10 protein-coding genes and 1 pseudogene are annotated in these 12,039 nt (G+C 54.6%); 8 read left to right on the plus strand and 3 right to left on the minus strand.

What is annotated here, in order from left to right:
• The 5 genes and pseudogenes from ABJQ89_RS00045 to ABJQ89_RS00065 all read left to right on the plus strand — a co-directional run.
• Nucleotides 1-349 (plus strand): annotated as a pseudogene (locus ABJQ89_RS00045) (HesA/MoeB/ThiF family protein); the annotation flags it as partial.
• Nucleotide 350: 1 nt separating this feature from the next.
• Nucleotides 351-1,289, plus strand: coding sequence for an ABC transporter substrate-binding protein (locus tag ABJQ89_RS00050; RefSeq protein WP_348494237.1), 939 nt, complete (start codon nt 351-353; stop codon nt 1,287-1,289).
• Complete coding sequence (tenA, locus tag ABJQ89_RS00055) at nt 1,289-1,969, plus strand: thiaminase II (RefSeq protein WP_348494238.1); 681 nt, start codon at nt 1,289-1,291, stop codon at nt 1,967-1,969. The genes ABJQ89_RS00050 and tenA overlap by 1 nt, the downstream gene beginning before the upstream one ends.
• Nucleotides 1,966-2,691, plus strand: coding sequence for an ABC transporter ATP-binding protein (locus tag ABJQ89_RS00060; RefSeq protein ID WP_348494239.1), 726 nt, complete (start codon nt 1,966-1,968; stop codon nt 2,689-2,691). The genes tenA and ABJQ89_RS00060 overlap by 4 nt, the downstream gene beginning before the upstream one ends.
• Entirely contained in the window at nt 2,688-3,431 is a 744-nt protein-coding gene (locus tag ABJQ89_RS00065; protein WP_348494240.1) for an ABC transporter permease, read from the plus strand. Before ABJQ89_RS00060 ends, ABJQ89_RS00065 begins: the two co-directional genes overlap by 4 nt.
• A gap of 26 nt (nt 3,432-3,457) precedes the next feature.
• Here the strand turns inward: ABJQ89_RS00065 and ABJQ89_RS00070 are convergent, their stop codons facing one another.
• The 3 genes from ABJQ89_RS00070 to ABJQ89_RS00080 all read right to left on the minus strand — a co-directional run bounded on the left by ABJQ89_RS00070 (nt 3,458) and on the right by ABJQ89_RS00080 (nt 7,452).
• Entirely contained in the window at nt 3,458-5,419 is a 1,962-nt protein-coding gene (locus ABJQ89_RS00070) for an ABC transporter permease subunit (protein WP_348494241.1), read from the minus strand.
• Nucleotides 5,419-6,438: a glycine betaine/L-proline ABC transporter ATP-binding protein gene (locus ABJQ89_RS00075; RefSeq protein WP_348494242.1), complete on the minus strand. Its 1,020-nt coding sequence runs from the start codon at nt 6,436-6,438 to the stop codon at nt 5,419-5,421. The genes ABJQ89_RS00070 and ABJQ89_RS00075 overlap by 1 nt, the downstream gene beginning before the upstream one ends.
• A gap of 72 nt (nt 6,439-6,510) precedes the next feature.
• On the minus strand, nt 6,511-7,452 hold the full coding sequence (locus tag ABJQ89_RS00080; protein WP_348494243.1) for an ABC transporter substrate-binding protein: 942 nt from the start codon (nt 7,450-7,452) through the stop codon (nt 6,511-6,513).
• A 287-nt stretch (nt 7,453-7,739) separates the two neighbouring features.
• On the opposite strand from ABJQ89_RS00080, the gene ABJQ89_RS00085 reads away from it, so the two are divergent.
• The 3 genes from ABJQ89_RS00085 to ABJQ89_RS00095 all read left to right on the plus strand — a co-directional run.
• Nucleotides 7,740-8,990: a sarcosine oxidase subunit beta family protein gene (locus ABJQ89_RS00085; protein WP_348494244.1), complete on the plus strand. Its 1,251-nt coding sequence runs from the start codon at nt 7,740-7,742 to the stop codon at nt 8,988-8,990.
• On the plus strand, nt 8,990-9,277 hold the full coding sequence (locus ABJQ89_RS00090; protein ID WP_348494245.1) for a sarcosine oxidase subunit delta: 288 nt from the start codon (nt 8,990-8,992) through the stop codon (nt 9,275-9,277). Before ABJQ89_RS00085 ends, ABJQ89_RS00090 begins: the two co-directional genes overlap by 1 nt.
• The coding region (locus tag ABJQ89_RS00095) for a sarcosine oxidase subunit alpha family protein (protein ID WP_348494246.1) at nt 9,274-12,039 on the plus strand (2,766 nt) is incomplete at its 3' end. The genes ABJQ89_RS00090 and ABJQ89_RS00095, both read left to right, overlap by 4 nt.

Consider the following 12,039-nt stretch of genomic DNA (forward strand, 5'->3'; position numbering starts at 1 on the left):
CCGGTTTGATCTAAGCAATTTTCGCTCAAGCGGCTTTCGTTTTGACGCGGCGCCTGATCCAGAACCTGACCTGACCTTTATCGCCGCCGCGGACGTCAATTCTGCAGACTTTGTCGTTGAATTACGCGGCGCAGATGAAGCCGCTTTTCCCGTTACGCCCCATGCCCAGAGGATGAGTTTGGCGCAGTTCCAAGCAGCCAAACCTGCGCCCGCCCTCAATCAGCGCGCGGTTTTCGCATGCCGCTCGGGTTTGCGCGCGTGGCAAGCGGCGACATTTCTACGCTCCTATTGGAGCGGTGACATCGAATTAATCGCAATGGGCGATGTGCCCCAACAGAAAGACTACTGAGATGAAACTGACTTCCCTAACTGCTGCTATTTCACTTGCAGCGACGCCACTTTTGGCGAGCGATGAAATGACGGTTCTGCTGGATTGGTTTATCAATCCAGATCACGGGCCAATTATTGTCGCGCAGGAAAAGGGGTATTTTGCGGAGCAGGACCTCGAGGTTGAAATCATCGCGCCTGCTGATCCGTCTGATCCCCCCAAACTGGTTGCGGCTGGCAAAGCGGAGCTTGCAATCTCTTATCAACCGCAGCTGCACCTGCAAATTCATGAAGGGTTGCCGCTGCAACGCGTAGGGACTTTGGTGGCGACGCCGTTGAACTGCTTGCTCGCGCTTGCGGATGGGCCGATCAAATCACCGGCCGATTTGGCAGGTCGTAAGGTCGGTTTCTCGGTTGGAGGCGTGGAAGAGGCTGTTTTGGGATCGATTTTACGGCACCACGGTTTGTCGCTTGCAGATGTCGAACTCGTCAACGTGAACTGGTCCCTTTCGCCGTCGCTAATGTCAGGGCAGGTGGATGCGGTCATTGGTGCATACAGAAACTTTGAACTTAACCAGATGGAAATCGAAGGCGTCGAGGGCAATTGCTTTTTCGTCGAAGAAGAAGGCCTGCCGCCCTATGATGAACTGATCTATGTAGCCAACACCGAAACGATGGACAAAGACTTGATTGCGCGGTTTCTGGCTGCGACCGAAAAGGCGACGCAGTACATTGTGAACCATCCTGAAGAGAGTTGGGACATCTTTGCGGGGACCTCCGCTGAGCTACAAGATGAGCTAAATGCAAAAGCATGGGTCGATACGTTGCCGCGCTTTGCGTTGCGTCCAACGGCGATGGATGAGGGGCGCTATGAAACCTTTGAGGCGTTCTTGCATGGGGCTGGTCTGATCCCATCGCTTAACGCGGTTTCCAAAATTGCTATCGATGTGACGGCCAAGTGATGGCGCCCAATTACGGAAAAACCTTCGCGCTTTGGCGCGAAGGAGCAGGCGAGGCTTGGGATGACTATACGCATCATGCCTTCGTCCGAGGGTTGGAAAATGGCACACTGCCCCGCGCCGCGTTCTTGCTCTACTTGGTTCAGGATTACGTTTTCCTTGTCCATTTCTCGCGCGCTTGGTCGCTCGCTGTGGTCAAGTCAGAAACGATTGATGAGATGAAAATCTGCGCGGGCACCGTCAATGCGCTGGTCAATCACGAGATGTCATTGCATGTGAAGACCTGCGCGGCTGCTGGCATCGAGGAAGCAACGTTATTCAATGCGCGTGAAGCAGTGGAGAACCTCGCCTATACGCGGTTTGTGATGGATGCTGGGCTACAAGGGGATTTCCTGGACCTCATGGCCGCCTTGGCCCCATGTGTGATGGGGTATGGCGAAATCGGCTTGCGGCTTGCCAAGAGCAAAGCGCCAGATACGCCTTATGCGGAATGGATCGAAACCTATGCTGATCCCGACTATCAAGCGGTCTGCGAAAGCGTTGGCGCGATGATAGACAGTGCTGTGGAGAGTCGCATTGGAGACTTGTCCGGTGCGCCGCGAGCGGCGCGTTTGCAAGATCGGTTTACTATGGCAACGACCCTTGAAATCGGATTTTGGCAGATGGGGCTCAAGGGCGCATGAGCCGCGCGCCGGGTATCTATCTCAAGGGGCAACACCGTATCGAAGAGCGGGTTTTGTTCGATACGGAATTGCATATCACTGGCGGGCAATGGACGTGTTTGCTCGGGCGGTCTGGGGTAGGCAAATCGACGATCTTGCGATTGATCCTTGGTTTGGAAACGGGCGGGACTTTCAAAGGGGAGTTTGCCGCAAGCGACGGCGCGCCACTGACGGAGCGGATCAGTTACATGGCGCAGTCGGACTTATTGCTGCCGTGGCTCAATTTGGTGGAAAACGTTTGTATCGGCGCACAGTTGCGGGGGGAAACCCCAGATCGGGCACGCGCACGTAGTCTTTTGGCGCGGGTTGGATTGTCTGGGCATGCGGATAAGAAACCGGCGACTTTGTCGGGTGGTATGCGTCAACGCGCAGCGCTCGCGCGGACCTTGTTTGAAGATCGCTCTATCGTGTTTTTGGACGAACCGTTCTCTGCGCTCGACGCGGGAACACGGGCTGATATGCAAGATTTGGCTGCGGATCTCTTACAGGGGCGAACGGTTCTGTTGGTCACGCATGACCCTGCCGAGGCGGCGCGCCTGGCGCATCAGATTGCGGTTATGTCGCCCGATCAGGTTCGGATATGGCCCGTTCCCGACAGCGCGCCACCGCGAAATGTCACCGCAGATGAGACGCTGAAATGCCAAGGCGCGTTGCTCGCACATTTAAGGGGGGAGGCGGCATGAAGGCGTCCGATATTCTTGTCGCGATGTTGGTCGGGCTTGGCCTCTGGCAGGCGATTGTGGTGGTGACAGCGGCCCCCCACTTTATACTTCCCTCTCCGTGGCGCGTGGCGCAGGCCGCTTATAAAAGCCGCGTTATCATTGCAGAAAATACTTGGGTCACGGCGATAGAAGTCGTTCTTGGCTTGCTGATCGGGACGGCCTTAGGCGTGGCAACGGCCATTCAACTTGCGATGTCGAAGATGGCAGAGCGGCTGATGTTGCCCATCTTGGTGTTTACGCAGGCGGTGCCTGTCTTTGCGTTGGCGCCATTGCTCACCCTATGGTTCGGCTATGGAATGGGGTCCAAAATTGTGATGGCGGTTTTGATCATCTATTTCCCGGTTACGTCAGCGTTTCATGATGGGCTGACGCGGATGGACAGTGGGTACCGCGATCTGTCGATTTCGCTGGGCGCGAAGAAATGGCATTTCATGAAGCGCATACAAATCCCGCAAGCGCTCCCCAGTCTTGGGTCAGGGCTCAGGCTCGCGGCGGTTTATGCGCCGATTGGCGCCGTTATCGGTGAATGGGTCGGGGCCTCGAAAGGTCTGGGGTATTTGATGCTTCTCGCCAATGGTCGCGCCAAGATCGATTTGATGTTTGCCAGTTTGATCGTTCTTGCCTGCCTCACCGTGGTTTTACACGTTGCGATTGGCGTGCTGGCTAAAAAATTGACCCGCTATGCCCAAGGCACGGGTTAATTGCTTTTGCTTGTCAGCCGGTTTTCTTATTCCTCAAGGCCCAATATCTTCTTGCGATCAGATGACCATTTCAAAATGGTCAGATCGAAGGTCAACGCCATCAAAGATACACAGATACCCAGCACGAAGTTTTTACCTAGATCGGTGCCCGCCAAGGTTCGTTGCAATTCCTGACCCAAATCTTGAGTTCCGATAAACGCGGCGATGATTACCATGAAGAACGCGAACATGATGGCCTGGTTAAACCCAACTGCCATCGTGGGCAGGGCAAGGGGTAATTCTACGTTGATCAGTTTTTGCATACGCGTTGCGCCCGACATTTCTGCGGCCTCGATGACTTCTGGCGGCACCGTGCGCAGGCCCTCGATTGTGTAGCGGATCAAGGGCACCATGGCGAAGATCAAAATGGAAAAGATCACCGCGATATCGGTGATGCCAAAGAGCATGATCGCTGGGATCAGATAAACAAAGCTGGGGAAGGTTTGCGCCGTGTCGCAGACCAAAGGCAGTCGTGTTGACCATTTTTCTGTGCGCGCTGCAAAGATAGCAATCGGCAGGCCCAGCAACATCGCAATCGTGACCGCTGAGATCACGGAATAGAGCGTGATAACGGATCGATCCCACCAGCCAGAGAGTGCAACGAGCGAGAAGAAAATGCATGCAATTATGGCTTGGCGTCGACCAGCGAGCCACAGTGCGAAGGCAGTAATCAAGAGGATGAAAGCAGGTGTTGGAATGGCGAGTAGGAAATTGCGAAAGGGAATGAGGATTTGAACGTTCACGAAGGCCCGCAGGAAGCCGGTGCTTGCTTTGACCCACTCAATATTGAGGAACCATTTGATCGCTGTGTCCATTTCCTTGCCCATAGAGAGGCTTTGTTTGCGGCCAACCTCTGATGCGATTTCGATGAACTGAGCGATGATGCAAAAGAAGACAAAGGTGCCAATTGATAGAAGCAATATGATGTGACGTTTCCACCAAGGTGTACCACGTTCGAAGTGTTCGGGTTGTTTGACCACCCATGCTTTGGACATACGATCTAGGGTAACGGCAAGCAGCACAATCGTGACGCCAATTTCAAACGAGCGCCCCAGCTTGAAACTGCCCATCATCGCAAGCAGCTTTGCGCCCAGACCGGGCATACCGATGAAGGCCGTGAGAACCACCATCGCAAGACAAAGCATGATAACTTGGTTCACGCCAACCAAAATTTCTGTGCGAGCTGAAGGGAGATAGACGTAGCGCAAGAGCTGGTACTTGGTGCATCCGCTCATGTGACCGGCTTCGACAACCTCGGGGCTGACCTTTTGCAGGCCGAGCGTGGTCATCAGGATCATCGGGGGAATTGCGTAGATTGTCGTTGCGACGGCGCCAGCGGTTGGGCCGACTTTGAAGAAGATCACGGCTGGCAGAAGGTATGTGAAAAACGGCAAGGTCTGCAGGACGGACAAAATGGGTTTCAGTACCTTGTCGAAGGCAGGTGATTTCCAGGCGGCGATGCCCAGTGACAGGCCGATAATAAAGGCGGTTGGCGCGGCGACAACTAAGACAGACATGGTTTGCATCGCGATTTTCCATTGGCCCACGAGCGCGGTCCAGCAGAAGGTAAACGCAACCAAAGCGGCCATTTTCCAGCCGCCGAGATAGTACCCCAACACGGCCATTGATGCGGCGATGGCTGTCCATGGGATGGGACCCAGATTCGGCCATCGGCGTTTGCCGAACAAAAGGTTGGCGGTCGTGTCCAGAACCGTTTCCAGCAATCCGGTAAGCCAGCGGGTGAGGGTCAGCAGGCCCAAGTCTTCTTTGACGAAGTTAAAGATCGCGTCGAGGTAGTAGGCGAAATTGGGAACCAAGACCTCAGGCAGACGATGCAGCGCAGCGGGCAGAAGGCCCAGAAACTGCAATGCGGTCAGAAAGATTGCGATACCCACCAAAAGGGCGGTGGTTCTCTGACGGTTCAATGGTTTGCCTATGCCTTCAATCATCAATCGGTTCCCACCAAGATCGCAAGCGCGGTTTCGCGCTTCATCGCTCCGATCACATTGCCCTCTTTGGCAACTGGAATAGCCTTGCGCGTATCCTGAATAAGCAGCTTGGCGATACTCTGGATCGTCGCTGCGGCGTCGATTGCTTCGCCTTCACCCGACAGGCCTGCCTCGATCAAGGTCTCCGTTTGGACGACACGGGCTTTGTCGATTTCTTCGGTAAACTTGCGCACATATTCCGTCGCGGGGTGCAATACGATCTGATCAGGCGTGTCGCATTGCTCGACTGCGCCGTCTTTCATAATGGCAATACGATCCGCGAGGCGCAGAGCTTCGTCGAAGTCGTGCGTGATAAAGACAATGGTTTTGTTCAAAAGCTGTTGAAGCCTCAGAAATTCATCCTGCATTTCTCGGCGGATCAGTGGATCGAGTGCAGAGAACGGTTCATCCAAGAACCAGATATCGGGTTCAATCGCCAAAGAGCGCGCGATGCCGACACGTTGCTGTTGGCCACCAGATAACTCGCGCGGGAAATAGTCCTCGCGCCCTTCAAGGCCGACCAGTTTGATCACCTCAAGCGCGCGTTCGCGGCGCGTGTGTTTGTCCTGACCGCGCATTTCCAAGGGGAAGGCGACATTGTCGAGAACCGTGCGATGGGGCAGCAAACCGAAGCTTTGGAATACCATGCCCATCTTGTTGCGGCGTAGCTCGATGAGTTCTTTTTCGGACAAGGACATGATGTCCTGCCCCTCAACTTCAATCGTGCCGCCTGTGATGTCATGAAGGCGCGAGAAACAACGTACCAAGGTGGATTTCCCAGAGCCCGAGAGCCCCATAATGACGAGCATCTCACCGCGAGACACGTCGATTGAGACGTCTTTGACACCCGCAATATAGCCATCTGCGCGAATGTCATCAAAGCTGTGCCCCTCTGGCATCTTCTTTAAATAAGCTTCCGGATCAGTGCCGAAGATTTTCCAAACGTTTTTGGCAGAAATAACGGGGGCGTTGTCGGTCATGTGCAATCCTGTATGAACAGCCCCGCCCAATCTGCTCGGGCGAGGCCTTTGTCATTAATGGGCGAGCGGGACTTATTTAGTCCAAGCCATCCAAACATCTTCGTTCGCTGCAAGCCACTCTTCAGCCGCTTCTTCTGGCTCCAATTCGTCGATATCGACGAGTTTTGCCATTTCAGCGATCTGTGGGTTGGTGAAGGAAATCTTCTCCAGCGTTGCGTAAGCTGCTGGCCATTTAGCTTCCATGCCTTCCCAAGCGGCTTTCTTGAGGTACCCTTTCGCAGGGTTGCCACAGTCATAAAGCGCATCAGGGTTTGGACCAACCGATGGGTCTTTGTCACAGCCGTCTACCCACTCTGGGAATTCAACGAACTCACCGGGCCAAACCGCTTCGGCAAAGTTCGGCGTCCAGTTGAACACAACCACTGGCTTTTTGTCAGCTTCGGCTGCGCCGATTTCGGCCCATAGAGCTGCCGCAGAACCCGCGTTGATTACAACGAAGTCCATACCGAGTGCGTCAACGCGTTCTTTACCATGCTTGAGCCAGTCAACTGGACCATCAAGGTAGCGACCTTTGTCGCCGGTTTCCGCTGTCGCAAACAAAGCTGCGCAATCGTTCAGAGCTTCCCAAGATGGCAGGCCAGGGCATGCATCTTTGGTCCACATTGGATACCACCAGTCTTCGCGTGTGACTGCGTTGTGATCGCCAACATCAACGATGCCGCCTTTTTCCAAAGCTGCACGGAAAGATGCGCCAAACGCGCCTTCCCAGACTTCCAGCTCCATTGTTACATCGCCAAGCCGCACCGATTCATATACCGCTTGACTGTCGGTTGTGACGTACTCAACGTTGTTGCCCATACCTTCTAGGATTTGGCCAACGACGTTTGACATCACAATCTGACTTGACCAGTTGTGGATCGGAATAACGATCGGGTCGCTACTGTCTTCTGCAAAGCCTACCATTGGCAGGCCCACAAGCATACAAGCCGCCAAAGCGGTTGTTGATCTTTTCATTGTCTTCTCCCTGTTCTCCGCGATCTAGGCGTCGCGATAAGTCTATTGCCGCCATCTCAGTATTAATTCGGAAGCGTCAATTGCGAATCTGCATTGACGGTATGGCAACTGAAATCAGTCTGACATTTTTTTCCTCTCAATCAAGTTTTTTTCTTGTGTGTAGTTGTTTGTGATGATCTTTCTTGCACAACAACGCGCAGAGTCGGCTCGATTGCACTCGGTTTTGTCGCGTTTCAGCATTTTTTAAGTGCGCTATTCGACGACATTGGGCGGTGGAGGTCCAAAGCATGCGATATTCTGGATTCAAGGTCATCAAAGAGGCTTTGACAGGCCACAAAGGTTGGAAGCCGGCATGGCGTGAACCTGAGCCTAAGGCGAGTTATGATATTGTGATTATCGGTGGCGGTGGGCACGGGCTCGCAACCGCGCACTATCTGTCGAAAGCCTATAAGAAAAAGAATATTGCGGTGATCGAAAAGGGCTGGATCGGTGGCGGCAACGTTGGCCGCAACACGACGATCATTCGGTCTAACTATCTCTTGGACGGTAATGAGCCGTTCTATGAATTTTCGCTCAAGCTTTGGGAAGGGTTAGAGCAAGATCTGAACTATAACGCGATGGTATCGCAGCGCGGCATTATGAACCTTATTCACTCAGATGCGCAGCGCGATGCCTTTGTGCGGCGCGGCAACGCGATGATCCTGAATGGTGCAGATGCTGAATATTTAGACGAGGCGCAAATTCGCGCTGAATATCCGTTCTTGAAATTTGACGATCAACGCTTTCCCATCAAGGGCGGTCTCGCGCAGCGGCGCGGCGGAACGGTGCGCCATGATGCGGTCGCTTGGGGCTATGCGCGCAGTGCTGATAGCCATGGCGTCGATATCATTCAAAATTGCGAGGTCACGGGATTTCGGATCGAAAACGGCGTGTGCAAAGGTGTGGAGACATCCCGTGGCTTCATTGGCGCTGGTAAAGTTGGCTGTGCAGTCGCTGGCAATTCCGGTCGCTTGATGAGCATGGCCAACATGCGTCTGCCGATTGAAAGCCATGTGTTGCAAGCCTTCGTATCGGAAGGTCTGAAGCCAGTTCTTCCGGGGGTTATCACGTTCGGCGCAGGGCACTTCTATGTCAGCCAGTCTGACAAAGGTGGTCTGGTGTTCGGCGGCGATTTGGACGGGTATAATTCTTACGCGCAACGCGGGAACCTGCCCGTCGTAGAGGACGTCTGCGAAGGGGGGATGGCGATCATGCCGATGATTGGTCGCGCGCGCTTGCTCAGGATGTGGGGGGGGATCATGGATATGTCCATGGACGGCTCGCCCATTATTGATCGCACCCATATCGAGGGGCTCTATTTCAATGGGGGTTGGTGTTACGGCGGCTTCAAAGCAACGCCTGCCTCTGGCTACACCTTTGCGCATTTGCTCGCCACGGATAGCCCACATGAAACGGCAACAGACTATCGCTTTAATCGCTTTAGAACTGGTCACATGATTGATGAAAAAGGGGTGGGCAATCAGCCCAATTTGCACTGATGATTATTAATCACCCACTCCTTGGTCCGCGCGATAGTGCCGAATTTGTCTACTTGGGCGATGCCAGTCTGATCGAGCGTCCTGACCCAACATTGGAAACCGCTCAGGCGGATTTCCACGATTATGCCTATCTGCGGGACAACCCCGCTGGGCTGCTCAGGGAACTTTGGTTCCATGAAGGCGGGGACCGTTCGTGGCTTGTGGTGACACGAGATACGCGCACCCATGAGATTTCAAAAGTTGAAATGGCCCGCGATGTAGCGCGTGCAAAAGGACGTTCCAAATGATCGGCGTAAGGCAACAGGTGAACAGGCTGGATGGCGGCCAGATTGATCGCAATTCAAAACTGTCGTTCAAGTTTGATGGAAAGACGTTCACAGGGCATGCGGGGGATACGCTTGCTTCTGCTCTACTGGCCAATGGCGTGCGCCTTATGGGGAGGTCGTTCAAATACCACCGCCCGCGCGGCCCCTTGAGTGCAGGGAGCGAAGAGCCAAATGCGATTGTAACCCTGCGCGCTGGGGATCGGGCCGAACCTAATACCCGCGCGACAACCGCAGAGTTGTTTGATGGGCTGACTGCCCGTTCCCAAAACTGTTGGCCTTCGGTGAAATTTGATGCGCTCGCGATAAACGACGCCGCTTCGGATTTTCTCGCGGCTGGCTTTTATTACAAGACCTTCATGTGGCCTGCGCCGTTTTGGGAAAAGGTCTACGAGCCGATAATCCGCCGCGCGGCGGGTCTTGGTGCGCTTTCAATGCAGGAAGACCCCGATCAATATGACAAAGGCTTTCGCCATTGCGATCTCTTGGTTGTTGGTGCGGGGCCTGCTGGTTTGATGGCGGCTTTGACCGCTGGGCGTGCAGGGAAAGAAGTCATCTTAGCTGATGAAGATTTCGCGCTAGGCGGGCGTCTGTTGAGTGAACGACAAGAGGTCGATGGCCAGTCTGGGCTTGATTGGGTCGCGCAGACCGTCGCCGAACTGGCAGCGATGCCGAACGTCAGACTGATGACGCGCACAACCGTGATCGGGGCTTTCGATCATGGGATTTATGGAGCGGTGGAACGTGTTTCGGATCACTTGCTTGAACCTGCCTCTGGGAAGCCTCGTCAAATCCTGTGGCGGCTCTATGCGGGTAAAACAATCCTTTGTGCTGGAGCGATTGAACGTCCCATAGCTTTTGAAAACAACGATCGCCCGGGTATCATGCTCGCCTCTGCGATACGCTCATATGCCAACCGTTGGGCGGCAACACCCGCACAGCGTATTGCAGTGTTTACCTCCTGCGATGATGGACATCGGACAGCGGCGGACTTGCATGCCAAAGGCGTGAAAATTACCGCTGTGATCGACACACGCACTGATGCGCCAATGTCGATGGATTATGAGGTGCTCGCAGGCGCGCAAGTGATCAACACCAAAGGGCGGCTTGGCCTGACCTTCGTTGAGATCAAGCAAGCCGACGGATCAACGCGCACGGTGGAATGTGGGGCATTGGGCGTCTCAGGTGGCTGGAACCCGAATGTGCATTTGACCTGCCATCAGCGGGGCCGCCCGACATGGAACGCAGATTTGTCTGCATTCGTTCCAGGCGGAACACTGCCCCCAGGCATGTCCGTCGCGGGCGCCGCGAGCGGTGATCTGTCAACGCATGGTGCGCTAATGTCGGGGGCAAACGGTGCAGCGGACGCGCTTGGCATTAAACCTGCTGACATTCCTCAGGCCGATGATGCGCCCGTGGAGCAATCTGCGTTTTGGTATGTCGAAGGATGCAAGCGCGCGTGGCTCGATCAACAGAACGATGTAACTGTGAAAGACGTGCAGCTCGCGCATCAAGAAGGGTTCCGCTCCGTTGAGCATCTCAAGCGTTACACGACCTTGGGCATGGCGACGGATCAAGGGAAGACATCCAACATGGGCGGTCTGGCCATAATAGCCGAGATTGCGGGCAAAGGCATTCCAGATGTCGGGACAACAATCTTCCGTCCACCTTACACGCCCGTCGCTATCGGCGCGTTTGCAGGGCGTATGCGCGGCATGGAGTTTCATCCAACACGTCTGACGCCCTCGCATTTTTGGGCGAAAGAACGCGGCGCTGTGTTTGTCGAAGTCGGTAATTGGCTCCGCGCCCAATGGTTCCCGATTGAAGGGGAAACCCATTGGCGCGAATCCGTCGACCGCGAGGTGCGTCAAACGCGGGCGTCCGTTGGTGTCTGCGATTGCACGACGCTCGGCAAAATCGATGTTCAGGGGGCGGATGCGGCGAGTTTCCTCAACAAAGTCTATTGCAATCCCTTCGCCAAAGTCCCTGTGGGCAAAGTGCGTTATGGCTTGATGCTGCGCGAAGACGGGATCGCGATGGATGATGGCACTGCAGCGCGTCTTGCAGAGGATCATTTCGTGGTCACGACGACGACAGCCAAAGCAGGACCCGTTTACCAACATATGGAATTCGTGCGCCAGTGCCTCATGCCGGATGCGGATGTACAGCTTATCTCCACGACGGAAGCATGGGCGCAATATGCGATTGCGGGTCCAAATTCACGCAAATTGCTCCAGAAAATAGTTGATCCCGAATTCGACATTTCAAATGAAGCGTTCGAGTTTATGGCCTGCGCCAATATCACTGTATGCGGCGGTTTGCGTGCGCGGCTGTTCCGTATTTCATTCTCAGGCGAAATGGCGTTCGAGCTTGCCGTGCCTTCGCGCTATGGGGATGCCTTGATGCGGAAACTGATGGACGAGGGCGAAGAGTTTGATGTGGTCCCTTATGGCACCGAAGCGCTTGGCGTGATGCGTATCGAGAAGGGCCATGCTGCGGGTAATGAACTCAATGGGACGACGACTGCCAACAATCTCGGAATGGGGCGGATGGTGTCCAAGAAGAATGACAGCATTGGCACAGTCCTGTCAGAGCGGTCTGGTTTGAACGAAGAGGATGCGCTGAAATTAGTTGGCGTTAAGCCGATTAAACCAGATGACAAGATTACGGCAGGGGGACATTTGATGGCGGCTGATGGCCCCGTCGATGCAGCCCATGATCAGGGG

The sequence above is a fragment of the Planktotalea sp. genome, from assembly GCF_039984035.1.
Taxonomy (GTDB): domain Bacteria; phylum Pseudomonadota; class Alphaproteobacteria; order Rhodobacterales; family Rhodobacteraceae; genus Planktotalea.

Excerpts from the sequence above, each read along its gene's own strand:
- ABJQ89_RS00050 (WP_348494237.1), top strand. The coding sequence starts at position 351 with ATGAAACTGACTTCCCTAACTGCTGCTATTTCACTTGCAGCGACGCCA.
- tenA (WP_348494238.1), top strand. The coding sequence starts at position 1,289 with ATGGCGCCCAATTACGGAAAAACCTTCGCGCTTTGGCGCGAAGGAGCA.
- ABJQ89_RS00060 (WP_348494239.1), top strand. The coding sequence starts at position 1,966 with ATGAGCCGCGCGCCGGGTATCTATCTCAAGGGGCAACACCGTATCGAA.
- ABJQ89_RS00065 (WP_348494240.1), top strand. The coding sequence starts at position 2,688 with ATGAAGGCGTCCGATATTCTTGTCGCGATGTTGGTCGGGCTTGGCCTC.
- ABJQ89_RS00070 (WP_348494241.1), bottom strand. The coding sequence starts at position 5,419 with ATGATTGAAGGCATAGGCAAACCATTGAACCGTCAGAGAACCACCGCC.
- ABJQ89_RS00075 (WP_348494242.1), bottom strand. The coding sequence starts at position 6,438 with ATGACCGACAACGCCCCCGTTATTTCTGCCAAAAACGTTTGGAAAATC.
- ABJQ89_RS00080 (WP_348494243.1), bottom strand. The coding sequence starts at position 7,452 with ATGAAAAGATCAACAACCGCTTTGGCGGCTTGTATGCTTGTGGGCCTG.
- ABJQ89_RS00085 (WP_348494244.1), top strand. The coding sequence starts at position 7,740 with ATGCGATATTCTGGATTCAAGGTCATCAAAGAGGCTTTGACAGGCCAC.
- ABJQ89_RS00090 (WP_348494245.1), top strand. The coding sequence starts at position 8,990 with ATGATTATTAATCACCCACTCCTTGGTCCGCGCGATAGTGCCGAATTT.